Genomic DNA, 20,758 nt, shown 5'->3' with positions numbered 1-20,758 from the left:
AAGAAACTAATAATCAAATATTATTTATTGTACTATATTATCATTTTAAATAAGATTTCGGACCTTTGATCTGCTATATTATCATCAAAAACATTATTTATGACTGCTGATTATTCTTTTTTGAAAAGTTTTGCTGAGTATATCATTGATAAATTAGGTAAAGATACAAAAGTTCAAATAATATTGCCTAATAATTTCTCATGCCTAGAATTAAAGAAGATTTTAACCGATAAATATAAAATTAAATTACCTATCATTATTCCTTTTAATTCTCTTATTTCAAAAAAAACCGATTCGGATTATATATCTAAAATAGAAGAATTACTTATTTTATCATCCATTATCACCGAATATAAAGAATTACCTTTGAATAACAATGAATCATTAAAAGAATCATTAAAAGCTGCAGAACTTTTAAGAAAATTGTTTAATGATCTTATAATCAATAATATCGATATAAAATTAATTGAAATCTATAACAATTCTAACTATTGGCACAAGATTTATAAATTTCTAGAATATTGCTTTTTAAGATGGCAAGAAGAAATATCGTTTACTCAAAAACAAACTAAAGCAGTTTATAAATTAAAGCTATTACAAGAAGAAATAATAAAAATAAAAACAGGACATAAGCAGGTAATACTCGCCGGAATATTCAAGCCTAATGTTTTTTTAAAAAGATTTGAAGAAGAATTAAAGGATTACATAATTCACTATAATCCTGCCTCCAAGCAGATTAGCGATGGTATATCTTATTATGAACCTAATGACATTTATGAAGAAACTAAACAAATATCTTATATATGTAGCCGTAATAAAGACAGACGGATTGCAATCGTTACAAATAATAATAAGCTTAAAAGAGTATATTGTAATTTTTTAGACAAATATGAAGATCTACTAGGTAATGACTTAAGGCTTACTAATATAGGTGAATTACTAACTTCCATTATTAAAATATTATGTAATAATTTTGATTTAAAACTTCTATTTTTATTACTTAAAAATCCTTTAATTAACTGCCCTACTGTGCAGCAGTTAGAGTTAATGCTATCTAATAAAAACCGTTTTATATCCTCACCGAAATATTTATTGCAATTACAATTTGATAATGAGGATATAAGAGAGTATTGCCGTAACTTAATAGATATTTTATTTACCGATACTCCACATAATATACAAGCTATTCTAACCTTAACTAAAGAAATAACTGAAAAACTTTTGCCTACTATTTGGGAAAAAGAAGGAGGAGCAGAACTACTTGAGTTTTTAACCAATTTAACTGCATATAGTAAATATATAAATTCAACGGATAAAAAGGATTTTCCTAAAATTTTTTCTTTTTTACTTTCTAATATCAAATATTACAAAAATACTGACGCTGCTAGTATTATTATAGGACGGCCTGAAGATTTAGCATTATGTGAATTTGACTTAATTATATTACCGCATTTTAATAATGAAAACTGGACACTTAGTGCTAAAGCTCACCCATGGCTTAGCAAGAAAGCATTGCAGATACTAAATATAGATTACGATGAAATTGCTCCTACTCTATATTCAGATTACTTCAATTTATTTCTACAAAATAAGCAAATAGTTATACTGAATGCTAAAAAATATGATGGGAAACTGTCAGTGCCGAGTAATTTATTTTTGAAGCTAGAAAAAGGTTCTGTGTCACCCCGTGACTTGATCACGGGGTCCAGTAATGATATGGATACCGTAGTCAAGCCACGGTATGACAAGAGTATTGAGATCCACAGCCCCTCTTTCCCAACCACCTTATCAGTAACCGAAATAGAAACATTAATAAGAAACCCATACGGTTTTTATGCTAAGAAAATTCTTGGACTACGTAAAAAAGATCATATATGGGAAGAACCTAAAATATCGGATTTCGGTAATTTGATTCATAAAGTTTTAGAGGAATATTCTAAAAATTACAACAAACAATATATTAATTTAAATTTGCTTGATAAACAAAATGCTTTAATAAATATCGGTAATCATATTTTATATAGCACTATTTTACCAAGCTATACCAAAAAAACTTGGCAAATAAAACTCACGGCTTTCAGCAAAGCTTTTATTTTATTTGATATAGAACGCCGAAAAAACTGCAAAGAAATCTATTTTGAAACTAAAGGGGAGTTACGGCTAAATATTGTAGGTCAAGATATAAAAATAATCGGTATAGCTGACCGAATTGAAATAAGTAAATCAAACAATATAACTATACTAGATTATAAGACCGGTACTATTCCGACTAAGAAAGAAATAGAGCTTGGACTCTCTCCGCAACTTATCATAGAAAGTTTGATGTTACTAGAAAACGGATTTACGCAATGTAATTCTCTGTCCCTTTTATGTCATCCCCAGCCCCTTTTGTGTTATTCCCGCGAAAGCAGGAATCCAGTTATAAATAACAATATTACTATCGCATACGTAAAAATAACTAGTACCGAACCTTATGTGCACACAACGGAAATAGCTTTAAGCATCGAGACTTTAAATAGACATAAAGCAGGATTAGTAAAATTACTTGAACATTATATTACAAATAAATTCTTTTCTTATGATTTGAATTTATCAAAGTATAATGATTATTTGCATTTGAGTCGATAGGCTAATTATGTCATTCCTGTGCAGGTGCATGGGTGTCAACTTAAGACTCAATGTCATTCCCGCGTAGGCAGGAATCCAGTACTTTAAAACTTTTTTTAAAGCTCGATTTATCTCGCTTTACCCTAGGATTCCCGCCTACACGGGAATATGACATAAACAAACCATGCAACAAGGCTTTCAGTCGCTCGCAATGACGGCTTAGCAACTGCTCGCAATAGTGCTTACAACCCCATCACTAACTTAAATGCTTTACTTTTAATAATCTTACTATTCGTATTATAAATAATCGGATCGTTAATTTTTTCATGACCGAATCTATTTGTTTTAAATACCGGTATATCTAAACTATCTGCAAAATTACGAAGCACTAACATTGTGGCATCAAAATCTTTACCAAATGAACCAAATATTATAGCCTTAACATCCTCAAGTAACCCTGCTTGCTTTAAGTGTAAAAGCTCACGATCTAATCTAAAAGGAACTACATTCACATCTTCTAAAAAAAGAATTTTGCCCTTAGTCTTTATTTGCCAACTCGTTCCTATACTAGTCTGCACCATAGTTAAGTTACCGCCTGTTAGTTTGCCGTTAACAAGATCACTTGATTTTGCTATATCGTTAAGAGGCACTAAATTATCTATAGTAACCTGCTTTACTTTACCTTTTAATATTTCAGCAAGCTTGGTAAAATTACCTTGATCTTGTTCCGGCTTTAAGAGATCGGCTATATTACTGCCGTGAATAGTTTTCCAGCCCCATTCTTGTGATAGAAAAAGATGTAACGCTGTTATATCGCTATATCCTATAAAGAATTTCTCTTTATTTGGTTTTGATAGCTTTAGTAAATCGGGAATTATTCTCGCAGAGCCGTAACCACCTCGTAAACTCCATACTATATTATCAGACTCATCAAATAATGCATCCCGCAGGCAATTAAATCTTACTTCATCGCTACTTGCAAGAAAGGGTAGCTTACCTTTAGCAAAACACTTAGAAGAAATTTGTAAATTTAGTCCATTAATATTTTTTAAATCCGACAAGGTTTTATTATCCGCTCCTGTTGCCGGAGCAACAACAGTAATAGAGATATTTTTTAGACTATGACCAGCAGCAAAAGTTGATATTGAAAAAAATAATATTATTAGTAAAGATATATTTTTAAGAATCATGAATATAATTGATAGGTATTGTTATATGAACAGGTAAACCTACTATGTCATGCCGTGGCGTGACCACGGCATCCAGTCTTTATTTTATTTTTTCTAGATACCGTGGACAAGACACGCTATGACAGAGGCAAGCACTGGATTCCCATTTTAGCTGGGGACAGACATGACATAGACAATGCGAATAACCTTAAGAAGCTATTCTAAAGCAGCATCATCACCGGCAATCTCTACTGCTTTAGCCCTGATTTGGTCAATAGTAAGGCCACTATATTCTACAGACCCACCTAATACAGTATCATCCTGACCAAAAAAATTAATGTTCTTAACAACAGTTGCTTTATCTATATCACCTTTCCTCATATCATATACAAGCTTTAATGCTTCTTTTTGTGCTGGTAGTTCATGAGTATTAGATAGTGCTAAAGTCTTTACTTTTGCTCCAAGTTTATTCGCCGAAGCCTCTGATATTTCATCATCTTCAGATTTATCAGTTGAATTTTCGCTTATTCTAAGGTTTTCTATTATAGGTTCAACAAGCTTTGTCCATAGCTGGTCAGTTGCACTACAATCACAATCGGCTAGATATTTTCTACCTTCTTCTCCAGTTTTTACAGCATTATCAACAAACTCTTTAACTATCCACTTATTGTTAAATTTGTTATAAGCAGCTTTTATGAATAGTTCTAAATGATTAGAACCTAAATCTAAGAATTTTTGTTTAAGGTCCATAGGGATATGACTTTTTGTATCTAGCCATGTTTGCATTCCTGATAATATTTCTGACATTACCTTATTAGTGTCTTGTATCGGTACAGTAATATTATTACTCTTAATAGTAACCTCAAGTGCATTTTTAGTACTAGCATCCAAGTTAGATACTAAGTTTTCATACTGGGCTGGGTTACTTTTAGCTTCTTTTAAAATGCTTACTATTGTCTTAAATCTTGGTACTATTTCTGAATGACTATCCGTAATGCTTGTCATCCAATCCCATTTAAAATATTCAAAACCGCCGGTAGCATGATTTGGAACTGCAACATGTGCAAATTTATGGTCATATCTAATGCCGATTACATCAAGATCGTTTTTATATTTCTTTACTTGAATATCGTGACCATTACGCTGTTTTTTAAAGTGTTGCTCTAATTTTTTCATACTCTGCTCCTTAATTCATAGCTTTTAATTAGTGTTGATGTTATACTTATATATTACTACTATGTCAAAATAAAACACTAATAGAAATTAACTTTTTGCTATATCACAAGCATGTAAGTCACGCTTAAAGTACAAACTACTATTCTTATTTAAGATTACCCGATAAATCTGAACATTTTCAAGTACTCTTTGAACGTAATCTCTTGTTTCTCGATAAGGTATAAGTTCTATCCAGTCAATCACTTTTCTTGTATCTTTTATATCCCTTGGATCACCAAACCTATCTATCCATTTTACTACATTATGACTTCCGGCATTGTAAGAAGCAATGGATAGAATATAAGAACCTTTATGATTATCTAATAATTTTTTGAAATGATGCGCACCAAGTTTAATATTATATACCGGATTTCTAGTTAAGTCTGCTACATTACATTTAACATTTATGGACCTTGCGGTATCACAAGCAGTACCTTTAATAAGTTGCATGAGACCCATAGCATTTGCATCACTTACTGCTTTATGATCAAAAACCGATTCTTGTCTAATTATTCCATAAGTTAAATGAGGTGGGATAGGCAAACCTACTAGATTATAAGGCGTTGGAAAAGCACAATCCGGAATAAAAGCATTATTTTGGGCAGCAATTTTTGCCACCTCAACCATATGATTAGTATTATTATTGGCTTTAATAATATTCGCAATTATTTGAATTTCTGCAGAATTTTTAGTATTTTTCATTGCTGCTTTGGAATATATCAGGGCTAAGTAGTTTTTATTATATTTAACCAATAACCTTATTGCTTTAATAATCTCTTTATTTTCTATAATTTTCCTTTCTTCAGAAGTTATTACGGGAATAGGAGGTAAAACTAACTTTGTCCTATTTAATTCAATATTTGCTACCTGCCCATAAAAGGTAAAAGAATATTTAGCTGCCTGCTCGTAAAATTTTCTAGCCATTTGCTTATCGCCTTTTGCTGCATAAGTACGACCGAGCCAATAAAACCCACGTGCCAAACTAATCGGAGTCTTAACAACTTTAATAAACTTATTAAAATGTACTAATGCTTGATCAGGTTTTTTTAAAAAACTTAAAGAAAGCCAGCCCGCAAGCCACTCCTGCTCCCTTATAGTTTCAGGACAAGTAGCAAAAGGAAGCGTTGCCATTCTATAGCTATTAGCAAAATCTTTGTAATCGATGAATTCACGAGCATAATAGGACTGAATACGACACCATTTAGCAAAATGTTTACGGTTATTTTTAGCTTTCTTAAACAAAGTAATAATTTCCTTTGTCGGCTTTTGCATTTTTTTAAAATCTAAATAACGATATAATAAACCGGAAGTATAGTATTTTTCAGGAACACTTTTAAAAAGCTTTTCAGCATTTGGCGATTTACCTATAATCGCAATTTGGACTTTAAAAGAATTACGGTAACCTTGCTCTACATATTTCAGGGATTGCTTAGCAGATCTAATATCATTTTTCCATAAATGTTCTTCTATTCGCTCTAAATGATCACTCGCAGTTAAATATTTATGCCACTTATTGTAATATGCATTTTCTTCTTCAGGAGTGAAATTGGCGTATACCCAAGCCTCTTTAATAATAGGTAGTAATATCTTCTGATCTTTGATTAAACTACTTGCAGCTGCCGCATAAAATTTATAACCTTTGCCGGTAAGAGGAGGATGTTTACTAAACCAATCAACAATTACTTTTTTATTTGTATTATTATTTAGATATTCTTCTGCTCTTTCTTCAAGCAGCTTATTTTGAGGCCAATCCGGGTTATTGCATAAAAACCTTATTACATGTTCAAAACTATTATCTGAATATTTATTATCTAAATATTTCTGAGAAAGTACAATTTTTGTTAAAATTTTATTATTTACTTCTAGAGCTAAATCTTCGGCTTGTGACCAATTTTTTTGATCGATATAGGTAAAAACTTGTTTAACATTATCTACAGCATCAGAATTAGCATTTACTTTCAAAGCTAATAACAACAATATAGAGGTTAACAATTTTATTGTGATTTTCATAAGTTTTATGATTTGTTCGTGGATACCTAATAGTCATTACGAGCTACTAAAAGCGTTGTTGTATGGCTCGTTAATGTCATGCCTGCAAAAGCAGGAATCCAGTAAAACCTATAAAAAACTTATTTTTTATAGGTTTATCTAATATGTAATTTTTGTATCAATATTAAGGTTATTTTTCTGGATTCCCGCCTACGCGGGAATGACATAGAGACCCACTAAACACCGGTAGAACCAAAGCCACCGCTACCACGCATCGTTTCCATAAGACTAATACTTTCTTCCCATAATATACGTTCGTACTTTGCGATTATCATCTGTGCAATTCGCATGCCTTTTTCTATAATAAAATCTTCTTTACCGAGATTAATAAGAATGACCTTTATTTCACCTCGATAATCTGCATCAATAGTACCGGGTGAATTAGCAACCGTGATACCGTGTTTAACGGCAAGACCCGAACGGGGTCTTATTTGGGCTTCAAACGAATCCGGTAGTGCTATAGCGATGCCTGTTGGAATTAGCTGTATTGCGGCTGCTTTTATTGTTATAGGTTGCTCGTTTGCGGCTATTAAATCCATCCCCGCACTATGCTCTGTAGCATATTCCGGCAAACTGCCGGAAAAATTTTCTAGTTTTTTAATTTTAACTTGTGTTATTGTCATATTATTTCATATCAAATTTATCGTTAATAATTTTATTTTCTACCGCATCAATTAAAGAATTAGCAAGATTATCGGTTAATATCTTACTTCCCATGCCAAGTTTCTTTTTAAGCCAAGGTTGCTTAGCACACAGATATTGAAACTTAATATTATCACCGAATTTTTCTTTCATTACGCTATACATATCACCTATGCCATCAATTAAGCCGTAATCAAGCGCCGTTTGCCCTGCCCAAAATTCACCGTTAAATAAAATTTCGTCTTGCTGAGTTAACTTCCCTGCTCTTCTTGTTTTTACATATTCTATAAAATGTTCATAAACCTGCTTTTGCAAATCTTTGATAATTTTAAGATCATCTTTATTAATAGGTTTAAACGGATCCAATACTGATTTATTCTTGCCTTCCGTATAAACTCTCCTCTCTATCCCAAGTTTATTAATTGCTTCATGAAAACCGAATCCGCTTGATACTACTCCGATACTACCGATAACCGAACTCGGCAAAGCATATATCCGGTCACCGCTGCAAGCCAACCAATATCCGCCTGAAGCCGCCATATCTTCAATAAAACTATAAATTTTTATTTTATTTTCTTCAGCAAGATCACGAATACGTTTTGCAATAAGTTCAGATTGTACCGGAGAACCGCCGGGAGAATTAATAATTAAACATAATGCTTTTAATTTCTTTATTTTAAAAGCTTTTTCTATTAGTGCATTTAATGATTCTAACGTAAGTCCCGATTGCATAGTACTTACTTTACCGATAACACCGCTAAGGCGTAAAACGGCAATCACCTCTTTAGAATTACCAAAAACCGAAGCAAATAATTGATCTAATTTACTTATCTGTCGCTTGGTTATTATCTGATCAAATTCAGCATTCGCCATAGTTGATTTATTTACTTCATTCATTAATTTTACTCATTTTTAATTTAATATACTCGTTTCATTTGAAAAATTGGCTATGTTGTCTTATAAGATCTGCGGTACTCACCTATTAAGTATACGCTCCGCTCCTCGCCTTATAGACTCCTTGCTCTTTTCCAAATTACACTTCGTCTATTTACTTGGAGTTACTATAGAGCATCCTTTTTTATTGGCAGCAAAGGCTTAGCCGGTTTATTCAGAGATTGCGCGTTATAACTATTTTTAGGTTCAGGATAATTTCCGGAAATGGCAGATAAAATAGTACCTCTAACTTTTTCGTCATACCAATTTGTATTGCCGACAAAGCTAGTTACTATTTTGCCGTTTGGGTCTATTAATATACTAGTCGGCAAACTAACAACCCCTAAGGCTTTAAATAATTCATTTCTATAATCATGATAAATCGGCAAATATCTTATTTGATAGCTTTTAAAATATTCTTTCACAACTTTTATGTCTTGATAATCTTCTGAAATCGGAATTACTGAAAAAGGTAATTTCCTAAAATCTTTTTGCAACATATCAAGGTCAGGCATTTCTTTGACACAAGGAGCACTCCAAGTAGCCCAAAACACTAACAATATAGTCTTTCCTTCAAACTGATCAAGAGAATATTGATTTTTTTCTTCATCAAAAAAAATTATATTATCAGGAACGCTTGAACCTCTTAAAAATGCTAATTTATCCTTATGCTGCTCATAGAGCCTAGCATGAATTTTAGGAATAAAAATTATTATATATAATAAAAATACTATAATATATATAAGATATTTATTATAATTTCTTAAGGTCATATAATAATTTATAGTAATGAAGACATTTTATTTATTCGTATTAGCACTTACATTATGTAGTTGTGGTATAAAAAAGCCTTTAGAAGCACCGCAGAAAGAGGCAAAACGTCATTGCGAGCAGTCGTAGACTGCGTGGCAATCTCGTCAAATATCCTGAGATTGCTTCGTCAAATTACTTCGTAATTTTCCTTGCAATGACTTACTGTATCAATACCTCTTAAGCGTCGTACCTTGCAAAACTAAGTCAAAACAATAAGACGGCATATTTTCTTGCGGTTCGATCAATATCGGATTTACTGCACCGCACTCATTATCACACATATTTTGATTAGATAAGTCTAAGCGTGTTTCGAGAGTAGTAAGACTAGGATGCTCTATTCTTATATTTGCACTGCTCAAATAACGAGAAGATGTATAAGGCAACATGCTAATAAAGTAATATTCTCCTTTATTATTAGTAGTAGCAATACCGGAACCGGTAAAACTTGAATCGCTTTTACTTGTAAATCTTCTTTTATCAACTCTAGTTTTTAAAGGTTCGTAAGGATATTTACCCCCGCTTCCTGCTTGCCATAAATACACTTTAGCATCCGCAACCGGCACGCAATTTTGATCTAATACTTTTCCTTTAATTAATATTCTTTCACCGTAAAATTTTGATAATCTTCCTGTTTTACGTAATAAATTATTAGTAGTTTCAAAAACTTTTGGTTCATAATCATTAAATATATTTCTAGTAATTTTACAACGATTAAGCTTATTAGGGTAAGTTTTAGAAGCAGCAAATATGTTTAATGTCCATAAACATAAAAAACAAAATATAAATTTTTTCACTTTTCACCACTATATTTATAAAATTCTGCATCTAAATTTAAATCAATTATTTTTATTAATCAAATTATTTTTATTCTCATTTGATTATTAAGTAATTGATTGTTATAGTAAACTTTGTTATACTAAAATATTATATATATGCAAAAATTTTTATCTTTAATAATTGTAATTCTAATACTTTACAATATAGTAAAGTTAAAAATATCTCCCGACAACAATAATCTTACAACTGTAGAGCAAACGGCTTCAAATAATTCATCTACCAATGAAAACCAAACTAGTATAAATAATGAACCTCCTATTTCATTAAACGGCAACTTATTTGAACGTACGGTTTCCAAAATAGTAATAAATGCTCTTAAAACCGAAGAAGGGAAAGCATTTTTTGAAAATATTTTACAACCGTTAAATGGACCTATCAATCCTAATGATTACACTATTGAAGTACGTAAGGATTTAGTAAAAACACTGTTCAAAATTAATACTCTCGGTAGCGGTAATATCGGTCCCGCTTCTTGCGGACATGTAGTTACCGTATTTTATCAAATATCAGATATGAACAATACTTTAATATCTGAAGATACTAAGACTTTTACTTTAGGCTCTGCTCCTGTAATGCTTGGCTTAGATAATGTAATAATCGGTATGATGGTAGGAGAAGCACGAGAAGCTATTATTCCGGCAAAATATGCTGTTAATAATAGTAATAATATTATCTTCGATGATGCTTATAATTATAAAGTTAATGTAATTTTAAAATCCATATTACCGCAAAATTTTGTTAAAAGTAATGAAGTTAAAATTTATGACGATGAGATAGCTTATCGTGTTCCTTTATTATGTGGTGACAAAGTAAGCTTTAATGCTAAAATTACTCGCTTATCAAACGGTAAAATACTATATGATTCAAAAGCAAAAGGACAACCAATAGATATGAAAATCGGCGATATTACATATCCTTTAATTTTTTCTTACGCCTTGCAAGGTAAAGTAACGATTGGAACACGCAGTGTTATTGCTGAAGGCAAAACATTTAAAACTTTAGGTTCTAACATAAATAAAATTATTTCTCATGAATCGTTACCGATAAATGAATATCTTTTGCTTGAACTAGGAGACTTTAAACAAAATTAAATAAATATGAAACAAAATAAAATTCAAAGACAAAAAAATTATATTTTATTATCTATCCTTGTCATAATGATAATAATTGTATATCTTATAGCATTAATAAAAATTGCAGGATAAATTTTGTAATTATTAAAAATTTAAAACTCAAATTAAACGAGTATATAAGCATCTTACTTTAAACTTTAATTATAGTATGGAAATTATTAAAAAAAACAAAAATATTATTATATTAGTAGGTTTAATATTTTTAGCAGTAATTATTTATATCTCTACAAGTAAGAGTTCCGATAATAAAACAAATGATAATATATTAGAAGTAAAGATAGCTATACAAGATCATAAATTTGTTCCGAATATAGTTGAAGTACCAAAATCGACTAAGATAAGGTTAATTGTTCATAATGAAGATGATACGGTAGAAGAGTTTGAAAGTCACGATTTACATCGTGAAAAAATAGTTATGCCAAATGAGTCAATACATATTATACTTGCACCTCTCAAGTCCGGAAAATATGAATTTTTTGGAGATTTTCATCAAGATACGGCGCAGGGTTTTATAATTGTTAATGATTAGATAAAAAATATGTTTAAAATTGCTTTAGTAGTGTTTCGTGAATGTTTAGAAATATCCTTATTACTTGGTATAATACTCGTCGTAACAAAACAAATAGAAAAATCTCGTCTTTATATTATTGCTGGAGTAATGCTTGGAGTAGTATTTGCTTCAATTTTTGCATTTTTTACACGTAAATTATCTTTATCTTTTGGCGGAATAGGCGATGAGTTATTCAATTCCGGAATTATGATACTAATAACAATTCTGATTAGCTGGACAATAATATGGATGCAAGGTTACGGTATAAAAGTAAAGCAACATATAAACGACTTATCAGTAAAAATTCATGAAGGTAATGCCAGTTATTTCATGTTGTTTTTTTTAGTTGCCACTACTATATTACGAGAAGGTGCAGAAATTATTATTTTAGTATATAGTATATCTTCAGTTGAAACAATATCAAGCAGTATTTACTTGCAAGGAGTGATAATAGGTGCTACAAGTGGCTTCTTACTTGGTTTAGTAATATATTTCGGTTTCATTAAGATTGCTAATCAAAAATATATTTTTAAAATCTCTACCATATTATTAATGCTAATAGCAGGCGGATTTGCAGCAAGTGCTGCAGGTATTTTAACCTCTTCCGGTCTAATTATGTTTTTATCCGATCAACTTTGGGATAGTTCATGGTTAGTAGCAGATAGAAGTATGATAGGTAAAATCTTACATATTGTTACCGGTTATATTGCAAGACCTAACGGGCTACAAGTACTGGCTTATTTTACTACTATATTACTGATAAATATTTTCATACAAATAAAATTAAGATATTCCAAAAATAACTTAATATCAGTACAAAAAAATGAATCAAATTAATTTTATCAAAGAGAACAATTAAATTAAATATGTTAAAATTTTTATCAGAAATTGGTCCGGTAATAGCATTTTTTGCAGGCTTTTTTTATGGAGGCGGTATACAACACGCTACTCTTTATATGCTTATTACCTCTGTTATTTGTATTACCCTTTGTTATGTTATAGATAAGAAAGTATCGAAGCTTTCTATTATTTCTACGACTGTTTTATTAGTTTCGGGAAGTATTACTTTAATTAGCGGCGATTCAATGTATATAAAAATCAAACCTACTATATTATATGTTATTTTTGGAATAATATTTCTCATGAGCGGTATAAGAAAAAATCCTTTTATCAAATATGCTTTAGAGAGTATAGTACGTCTTAAAGAAGAAAGTTGGATAACCTTAAGCTATAGAACAGCGGCTTTTTTCTTTTTTATGGCTGTAGTTAATGAAGTAGTTTGGCGTAATTGCTCAGATGAAACATGGGTAAAATTCAAAGTATTCGGTGTAATACCTATTACTTTTATATTTATTTTACTGCAATTACCTCTTTTATTAAAGAATAAATTACCGGATAGTAAGATATGATATATAATACCTTACTATTTTTACTTTATGTCATTACCGCGTAGGTGTTGTTGCATGGACCGGTAAAATCCACTGTGTCACCCTGTGGCTTGACGACGGGGTCCATACAAACAATTTAAAATACTAGTATTAGTATTTTAAGCTGGATCCCACGATCAAGTCGCGGGATGACACAGGATCCCTGCTTTCACAGAGATAACACCGATGGCTTTTTAAAAATTGTCCGGTACTATAATAAACAAACAGTTAATTCTTGAACAAATACAATCTTTTTAAAAATCGTAGGGTACTATTGTTATGATATTACGAGTTCTAATTTTTATAGCTCTTTCTTTTAGTCTATCTGCTTGTTTACCTGCTATTTTTACCGCAGCAACCACTACCGGTATTGTTGCTTCAAAAGATCAACCAATATCTGAAACATTAAATGATGCAAGGATTTCTGCCAGCATTAAAGCTGATTTAGTAAAAAATAATTTTAGAGATTTAGGTGCTAAAATAAAGGTTGAAGTATCACAAGGAAGAGTATTATTAACAGGAAATATTCAAAAAGAATCTGATGCGTTAAAAGCCGTAGAAATTGCTTGGAATCAAAAAAGCGTAAAAGAAGTTATTAATGAGTTGAAAGTAAATAAAAACAGTAATAATTTTGACTTAGCCCAATATACTAAAGATAGTATGATAACCACACAAATTAAAGCTAAAAATTTAGTCAGAAAAGACATTAAATTTGCTAATTATACTATTCTAACTATAGATAATATTGTTTATTTATTTGGAGTTGCAAGATCAGAAGAAGAGCTAGAAAAGCTTGCTTCTATTGCATCAAAAATAAAAGGTGTTGAAAAAGTTGTGTGTTACGCTAAAATAATGAATAACTTTAACACCAATAATGATAATAGTGAAGAATCATAAATTCAAATTAGACCTCTTGCAGAATGAAGCTAATAAAGAGAAATTTGAAGGAAACACGGCATGTAGCACTGCAGCATACACTTTAGTACGTGAGGATGCGAGTATCGGATTGACGTATACCGCAGATATTTCAAAAGTTGGAAATCAAATAAGTGGTGAGCCTGCACAGCGTATAAAAATACGTGAACACAGGCGAATCCCGAAATTTGACTTACCAAATCTTAAAGTATCAAAGGTATACAAATTACCTTTAGGAGCAAGTTATGCAAAGGGTTTATTACTTTTGTTAATTTTTTGTTTTGGTCTAAGCGGTTGTAATACCTCAAAAAGATTACCTTATTCCCACAAATATTCTTACAAAGAATTATCAAAAGATGATCCTCATAATCTAACTTATAAAGGACATTATAAAGTCGGTAAAAATTATAAAATACAAGGAAAGACTTACAAACCTCACAACCCTAAATCTTTTACCGAAACAGGTTATGCCTCATGGTACGGTGGACTTAAAGACGGTTTTCACGGTAAAAAAACAGCTAATGGCGATAGATTTAATAGAAATTTATTAACTGCTGCACATAAAACTCTTCCGCTCCCTTGCTTAGTTAAAGTTACCAACAAAGCCAATAATAAAGCAGTAATTTTAATGGTTAATGATAGAGGCCCTTTTAAGAAAAATCGTATAATAGATGTTTCTCAAAAAGCGGCTGAAATTTTAGCATTTAAAAATCAAGGTATAACTAAAGTAAAAATAGAATATTTACCTAATGAAACTGAGAAATTTCTAAAAAATATTAATCTAAAAAAACCACAAAGTAAAACTTTAGCTCAAAACTCTAAAAAATCTTCATCTAATAACGTTACAAACAACAATAAATGTAGCGTTAATTGTCATATAAAACTTATAAATTTAAAGTATAAATTGGCAGTAACTCCTTAAAAGATGTGTGAATATTAAATCGTCAATAGTCGTAGGCGTTGTTGCATGGCTCGATTTTTAACGTCATTGCGAGGAGCAACTTAAGTTTCGACAAAGCAATCTCAGGAGTTTTTGTATTACCTCATGAGATTGCCACGACCACTTTGTGGTCTCACAATGACGATACATATCAACTACGTATATTCTTTTTCTTTATTATTTTTGATTTAGCTTTTGTAGTAGATTTATTATTAGAGGCAAGCTTGATTGAAGGTTTAGAGACTATAGGCTTAATATTAAAATGCTGATCTAATAGCCCCATCATCTTTTGATCACGAGATTCGGCACTTCTACCGCCTGTAACAACGGCAATCAATGATTTACCGTTCCTAGAAGCAGTAGTTACTAAATTATAACCTGCCGGTGTATGAAAACCTGTTTTCATCCCTTCTGCACCTTGATAATTTTTAGTAACCCTATTATGTCCGTTTACTACATTTCCACGAAATACAAAGCTGGTTTTAGCAAATAACGGATAAAATTTAGGATAATCTCTCTTCAAAGCCATAGCAAGTTTAGCCATATCTCTTGCGGTAGTTTGCTGCAATGGGTCATGCCAACCTGAAGCATTTTTAAAATAGGTATTCTTCATACCGAGCTGTTTAGCTTTAATATTCATTAAATGAGCAAAAGCTTTCTCTGAACCTTTCATGCCCTCAGCAACCGTTACAGCAGCATCATTAGCAGATTTTATAATTAATCCATTAATTGCCTCTCGAACGGTTATAGTTTCCCCTGCTTTTAAACCCAGCTTACACGGTGGCATTTTTGAAGCTTTTGCTGATACAAGTAATTTTTTATCTAAAGGTAACTTACCGGCTTCAATTGCTTCAAACATTAAGTATAGAGTCATTAGCTTAGTTAAAGAAGCGGGGTAAATCCGAATTTGTGAATTATGGGCCTGCAATACTTTACCGCTTTTTGCATCAATTACTAAACTAGTTTGAACAGGAGGCTTAGGGGTATTTTTTACGGCTTTTTTTGCTTCGCTTATAGGCGCAAAGAAAAATGTTACGACAAAAATATAAGGTAATAAAAATTTCCTAAACATTTTAAATAAATAAAATATTATTCAAATTAAACCAAATGTGATTTTTCGTCATTGCGAGGAAAAATTGAAAATTTTGACGAAGCAATCCAGTAAAAAATGCATAACATTTTTTTATTATTTTCCTAGATTTTCATGCTTCCTATGCGCTCGCAATGACAATGAAAATAATACTTACTACACATTAACCTTTTTATTAAGATACATTAATATAAACAAAGCAGGCAAGGCTAAAATTATAGTAAAGAGGAAAAAACCGTCCCAGCCCATCATATTTACAAGTTTTCCAGCATAAATAGTGACAGTATTGTTACATAAACTACTAGCACTACTAAGTAAAGCATATTGTGTTGCGGAATATTTTTTATTACATAAATTACCTATATATCCGACTAAAGCAGTAGCACCCATAGCGGCAGCAAAATTCTCTATAGTAATAGCAATTAATAAAGCTTCAAAAGAAGGAGGCTGATGATTAAGCCAAATAAATGCAAAATGTGTTAAGCTTTGGGCAATACCGGTAATAATCAAACCTTTAAAATTCCCCACCCTATACATTACAATACCACCGACAAAACCGCCAACTAAAGTTGCAATCAATCCATAAAGTTTAGCTATTATTGCTATTTCGCCTTTTGTATAACCAAGCTCTATATAAAAAGGTGAGGCAACCGCTCCAAGCATAGCATCGCCTAATTTAAAAAATATTACCGCAAGTAAAATAGTTGCAGCAAATTCTCTTTTGAAAAAATCCTGGAAAGGATTAATTACTGTAGAAATCCATGAAGTAATAGAAATAATATTAATTTTTTCTCTTACTAATTCTTGTTCGTTTACGGTTATTATAAATATCGTTGCAACGACAAATATTATAGCTATAACACAGAAAGTTAGTTGCCAATTATTTCCAGTTATTTCTGCAAGGTACAAAGCACCTGCCCCTGTAATCAGCATACCGATTCGATAACCGAATACAGCGGTTGCACTAGCTATGCTTTGTGTTTCTTGATCAAACTTATCTATACGCAACGCATCAACGGCAATATCAAACGTGCTAGATAAAAAGCCTAATAATATAGTCAAAAAATATAAAGAAGTTAAAGAAACTTCAGGATTTTCCTTGCTCATAGCAATTAGTACTAAAGCCATTAAAGAGCTACATAATATAAGCCAGCTTTTGCGATGTCCCCACCTACTTAAAAAAGGTATTTTAAAATTGTCGACTAGAGGCGACCAAAATACTTTTAACGAATATGATAACCTTGCAACCGCAAAAGTAGTAATAACGGCGATATCTATACCGGATTCTTTTAACCATACTGCAAGAGTAGAAAAAATTATAACCAGCGGCATACCGCTAACTATTCCTAAAATAAATATTTCAAATAATCGATAGTCTTTAAAAATCTTGGTAATGCGCATTGTGATATTTCATTAAATCGTCATTGCGAGTAGGGGCATAGTCCCAACTTGACAATCTAGGAAAATAATAAAAAAATGCTATGCATTTTTTACTGGATTGCTTCGTCAAAATTTTCAATTTTTCCTCGCAATGACGAAAATATTAGTGTTGCAATAATAATTAATAAATATAAGCTATTTACTTTATAAATCAACCATTTTCTCTTAACTCCTTATTATACAACCTATAATATTCATCTTTATTCTTAAGCAATTGTGTATGAGTTCCTTGTTCACAAATCTCACCGTTTTTCATGACGATAATATTATCAAGATCGGTAATACTGCTTAAACGATGCGTAATAATTAAAGTGGTTTTTCCTTGGCGTAATTTCTTTAACGATTCTAGAATTTTCTGTTCGGAAGCTTGGTCTAAGCTGCTTGTTGCTTCATCCCAAATTAAAATAGGGGCATCTTTTAAGAAAGCTCTAGCAATAGATAAACGCTGACGCTGACCGCCTGAAAGAGTCGTCCCCTGCCCCCCTATCTGCGTGTCGTAACCATTCGGCAGATGCATAATAAACTCATGAGCATCGGCATATTTTGCTGCTCTAATTATTTCTTCTCTTGTAGCGTTGTCCTGACCGTATGCTATATTTTCTGCAACGCTTGTATCAAATAAATGAGTATCTTGAGTAACTAAGGAAATCTGACCTCTAAGTGAAGTAAGCTTAATATCTTTAATATCATGATTATTAATTAAAATTCTTCCTTCATTTGGATCATAAAAACGCACTAATAAATTACTAAGCGAAGTCTTAGCACTACCTGAACGCCCGACAAACGCAATAATTTTATGAGGCTCTAGCCTTAAATCTATATATTTTATAGCTATTTTACTCTCAAACCTTAAAGCTAATTTTTCAAAAGTAATTTGTGGATTATATAAATCTACGTCTTTAGCATCTGCATGATCTTTAATAAGAGGCTCGGTATCCAAAATACTAAATACCCTCTTAGCTGCTGCTATTCCTTCTTGCAAATTAATATTTAACGATACCAAACTTTTAAACGGTCTATAAGCCGCTGCAAAAGAAGCCAAAAAAGCAAAAAGAGCCCCTGGCGTACTTTTCCCCTCCAGGACTAGATTACCTCCATACCATACCATCCCTCCAACTGCAAGACCGCTTAAACCCTCCATAATCGGTGAAACCATCGCATCTAGCTTAGATGTTTTTTTGTAGAACTCTAAAATATTATTAATAATCAACGATGCTCTATTACTTTCTATTTGTTCGCCTACAAAAGATTTAATAATCTTAATTGACTGAAATGTTTCATCAAGCCGAGAGGTATAATGCCCAAGCTCTTCTTGTGACTGTGCAAATATTCTTCTTATCTTTCTACCCATCCTTTGCACCGGATAAACAGCTAAAGGGAAAACAAGAAAAACTACGCAAGATAATAGCGGTTCTAAATGAAACATTGTTGCTATTAAACATACTACAGTTAGGAAGTGTTTAGCACATCCGACAAGTAAGTTAGAAACAGCTCCACGCATCAAAGAAATATCATTAGTAAAACGAGATATTAAACGTCCTGAAGATTGGTTTTGAATAAAAGAAATATCGGCAAATAACAAATGCTCATACATTTTTATCTGTAAATCGTTTAGTACCCTCTGCCCAACAAATTTTATTAGATAATTCTGATAATACTCTGAAATTCCTTTTATAACAAAAGTTACAGTAAGCACTATGGGCATTATTATAAGCATTTTCTTATCATGCGTTAAAAAAACCTTATCAATAATAGGTCTAGCCGCATGTACGATCACTGCCGTACAAAGTGCTGCAACAACCATACAAAATATCGAAAAATATATTTTATTTGCGTAAGGTTTAACATGATCTTTTATCAGCCTTTTTATAACATCTGCGGCTGTGTAGTTATAATTTAAATTATTGTTATTCATTCTCGTTAAAAATATTAAATTGATGATGTGATTGATTCGGTACAGGCATTTTCAAATGCTCAAAAGCGGCAATCGTGATTACCCTACCTCTAGGAGTTCTTTGTAGTAAACCTATCTGTATAAGATAAGGCTCTATGGTTTCTTCAAGTGCATCACGTTGTTCAGATAAGGCAGCTGCAATCGTTTCAATTCCGACAGGACCGCCGTTATAATTATCCGCTATGAATTTTAGATAACGATAATCATTGCTATCAAGTCCTATGCGATCAACTTCCAAACGATTTAACCCAAAATCAGAAACTTCCTTATCTACTCTTGATTTACCGTCAACTGCTGCAAAATCTCTTATACGACGAAGCAATCTTAATGCAATTCTTGGCGTTCCTCTACTTCTTTTAGCTATTTCTTCAGAACCTGAATCGGTCAAATCAATATCAAGTAGTTTACTTGCTCTATTTAGAACTTTCTTCAATTCCTCAGTATTATAAAAATTTAGCCGCATAGGGATACCGAACCTATCACGCAAAGGATTACTAAGCAGCCCGAGGCGTGTGGTAGCACCGATTAAGGTAAATTTCGGCAAGGTTATTTTCACTGACCTTGCAGCAGATCCTTCACCGATAATTATATCAAGCTCAAAATCTTCCATAGCAGGATATAAAACCTCTTCAACCGCAGTATTTAAGCGGTGGATTTCATCAATAAATAATACATCGTTCTTTTCAAGATTGGTAAGAATAGCAGCAAGATCAGCTACCTTAAGTATAGCAGGACCGGAGGTAGATTTAAAATTACCGCCGATTTCGTTAGAGATAATTTTAGCAAGCGTAGTTTTACCAAGCCCGGGCGGACCGTAAAATAAAGTATGATCCAGATGCTCATTTCGAGATGTTGCAGCCTTAATAAATACCGAAAGATTTTCTTTAATCTGCTGTTGACCGACAAATTCTTGCAAATATGATGGCCTTATCGGCAATGCTTGATCATTTTCACTTTTTTCAGGTGATAATATATTAGTCATTATTTTAAATCAAATATAATGACTAATAATAGCCAAAAAATAGTTTTATGCTATAAATTATT

18 protein-coding genes and 1 pseudogene are annotated in these 20,758 nt (G+C 31.8%); 7 read left to right on the top strand and 12 right to left on the bottom strand.

Features of this window, described 5'->3' with window-relative positions:
• Positions 1-99: 99 nt before the first annotated feature.
• Positions 100-2,628 carry a PD-(D/E)XK nuclease family protein gene (locus RSA_RS02800; RefSeq protein WP_014364665.1) on the top strand — a complete coding sequence of 843 codons (2,529 nt, stop codon included), beginning with the start codon at positions 100-102 and terminating at the stop codon, positions 2,626-2,628.
• Positions 2,629-2,849: 221 nt separating this feature from the next.
• Here the strand turns inward: RSA_RS02800 and RSA_RS02795 are convergent, their stop codons facing one another.
• The 7 genes from RSA_RS02795 to RSA_RS02765 all read right to left on the bottom strand — a co-directional run bounded on the left by RSA_RS02795 (position 2,850) and on the right by RSA_RS02765 (position 10,222).
• The gene (locus RSA_RS02795; protein WP_012150748.1) at positions 2,850-3,797 is read right to left on the bottom strand and encodes an LD-carboxypeptidase; all 948 of its coding nucleotides are present in this window, start codon (positions 3,795-3,797) and stop codon (positions 2,850-2,852) included.
• A 195-nt stretch (positions 3,798-3,992) separates the two neighbouring features.
• Positions 3,993-4,952 carry a hypothetical protein gene (locus tag RSA_RS02790; protein WP_014364664.1) on the bottom strand — a complete coding sequence of 320 codons (960 nt, stop codon included), beginning with the start codon at positions 4,950-4,952 and terminating at the stop codon, positions 3,993-3,995.
• Positions 4,953-5,039: 87 nt separating this feature from the next.
• Positions 5,040-7,001, bottom strand: coding sequence for a lytic transglycosylase domain-containing protein (locus tag RSA_RS02785; protein WP_014364663.1), 1,962 nt, complete (start codon positions 6,999-7,001; stop codon positions 5,040-5,042).
• A 215-nt stretch (positions 7,002-7,216) separates the two neighbouring features.
• Positions 7,217-7,663 carry a dUTP diphosphatase gene (gene dut, locus RSA_RS02780; RefSeq protein WP_012150745.1) on the bottom strand — a complete coding sequence of 149 codons (447 nt, stop codon included), beginning with the start codon at positions 7,661-7,663 and terminating at the stop codon, positions 7,217-7,219.
• A gap of 1 nt (position 7,664) precedes the next feature.
• Complete coding sequence (locus RSA_RS02775; RefSeq protein WP_004995853.1) at positions 7,665-8,579, bottom strand: S49 family peptidase; 915 nt, start codon at positions 8,577-8,579, stop codon at positions 7,665-7,667.
• Between the two features lie 164 nt (positions 8,580-8,743).
• Positions 8,744-9,388: a TlpA disulfide reductase family protein gene (locus RSA_RS02770; RefSeq protein ID WP_014364662.1), complete on the bottom strand. Its 645-nt coding sequence runs from the start codon at positions 9,386-9,388 to the stop codon at positions 8,744-8,746.
• A 207-nt stretch (positions 9,389-9,595) separates the two neighbouring features.
• Positions 9,596-10,222: a dioxygenase family protein gene (locus tag RSA_RS02765; protein WP_014364661.1), complete on the bottom strand. Its 627-nt coding sequence runs from the start codon at positions 10,220-10,222 to the stop codon at positions 9,596-9,598.
• A 138-nt stretch (positions 10,223-10,360) separates the two neighbouring features.
• Here RSA_RS02765 and RSA_RS02760 point away from each other — a divergent pair, with 138 nt between their 5' ends.
• From RSA_RS02760 to RSA_RS02735, 6 genes are all read left to right on the top strand, one after another.
• Positions 10,361-11,356, top strand: coding sequence for an FKBP-type peptidyl-prolyl cis-trans isomerase (locus RSA_RS02760; protein WP_012150742.1), 996 nt, complete (start codon positions 10,361-10,363; stop codon positions 11,354-11,356).
• Positions 11,357-11,546: 190 nt separating this feature from the next.
• Positions 11,547-11,927: a cupredoxin domain-containing protein gene (locus RSA_RS02755; RefSeq protein WP_012719649.1), complete on the top strand. Its 381-nt coding sequence runs from the start codon at positions 11,547-11,549 to the stop codon at positions 11,925-11,927.
• A gap of 9 nt (positions 11,928-11,936) precedes the next feature.
• Complete coding sequence (locus RSA_RS02750) at positions 11,937-12,785, top strand: FTR1 family protein (protein WP_012150740.1); 849 nt, start codon at positions 11,937-11,939, stop codon at positions 12,783-12,785.
• A gap of 29 nt (positions 12,786-12,814) precedes the next feature.
• The gene (locus RSA_RS02745; RefSeq protein WP_012150739.1) at positions 12,815-13,357 is read left to right on the top strand and encodes a septation protein A; all 543 of its coding nucleotides are present in this window, start codon (positions 12,815-12,817) and stop codon (positions 13,355-13,357) included.
• A gap of 297 nt (positions 13,358-13,654) precedes the next feature.
• Positions 13,655-14,272 carry a BON domain-containing protein gene (locus tag RSA_RS02740; protein WP_014364660.1) on the top strand — a complete coding sequence of 206 codons (618 nt, stop codon included), beginning with the start codon at positions 13,655-13,657 and terminating at the stop codon, positions 14,270-14,272.
• Positions 14,250-15,212, top strand: coding sequence for a septal ring lytic transglycosylase RlpA family protein (locus tag RSA_RS02735; RefSeq protein WP_014363008.1), 963 nt, complete (start codon positions 14,250-14,252; stop codon positions 15,210-15,212). Before RSA_RS02740 ends, RSA_RS02735 begins: the two co-directional genes overlap by 23 nt.
• Before the next feature lie 62 nt (positions 15,213-15,274).
• Here the strand turns inward: RSA_RS02735 and RSA_RS10450 are convergent.
• From RSA_RS10450 to ruvB, 5 genes and pseudogenes are all read right to left on the bottom strand, one after another.
• A pseudogene (locus tag RSA_RS10450) lies at positions 15,275-15,374 on the bottom strand (lytic transglycosylase domain-containing protein); the annotation flags it as partial.
• 7 nt (positions 15,375-15,381) lie between these two features.
• Complete coding sequence (locus RSA_RS02730; RefSeq protein WP_014364659.1) at positions 15,382-16,302, bottom strand: D-alanyl-D-alanine carboxypeptidase family protein; 921 nt, start codon at positions 16,300-16,302, stop codon at positions 15,382-15,384.
• 174 nt (positions 16,303-16,476) lie between these two features.
• Positions 16,477-17,721 (bottom strand): AmpG family muropeptide MFS transporter, encoded by a 1,245-nt coding sequence (locus tag RSA_RS02725; protein ID WP_014364658.1) that lies wholly within the window; start codon positions 17,719-17,721, stop codon positions 16,477-16,479.
• 190 nt (positions 17,722-17,911) lie between these two features.
• Positions 17,912-19,675 carry an ABC transporter ATP-binding protein gene (locus RSA_RS02720; RefSeq protein ID WP_014364657.1) on the bottom strand — a complete coding sequence of 588 codons (1,764 nt, stop codon included), beginning with the start codon at positions 19,673-19,675 and terminating at the stop codon, positions 17,912-17,914.
• Complete coding sequence (gene ruvB, locus RSA_RS02715) at positions 19,668-20,696, bottom strand: Holliday junction branch migration DNA helicase RuvB (protein ID WP_014364656.1); 1,029 nt, start codon at positions 20,694-20,696, stop codon at positions 19,668-19,670. Before ruvB ends, RSA_RS02720 begins: the two co-directional genes overlap by 8 nt.
• Positions 20,697-20,758 lie beyond the last annotated feature (62 nt).

The organism is Rickettsia philipii str. 364D (genome assembly GCF_000283995.1).
GTDB classification, from domain to species: domain Bacteria; phylum Pseudomonadota; class Alphaproteobacteria; order Rickettsiales; family Rickettsiaceae; genus Rickettsia; species Rickettsia rickettsii.
The sequence above is the reverse complement of the archived record's forward strand: the minus strand, read 5'-3'. Positions and strand labels throughout refer to the sequence as shown.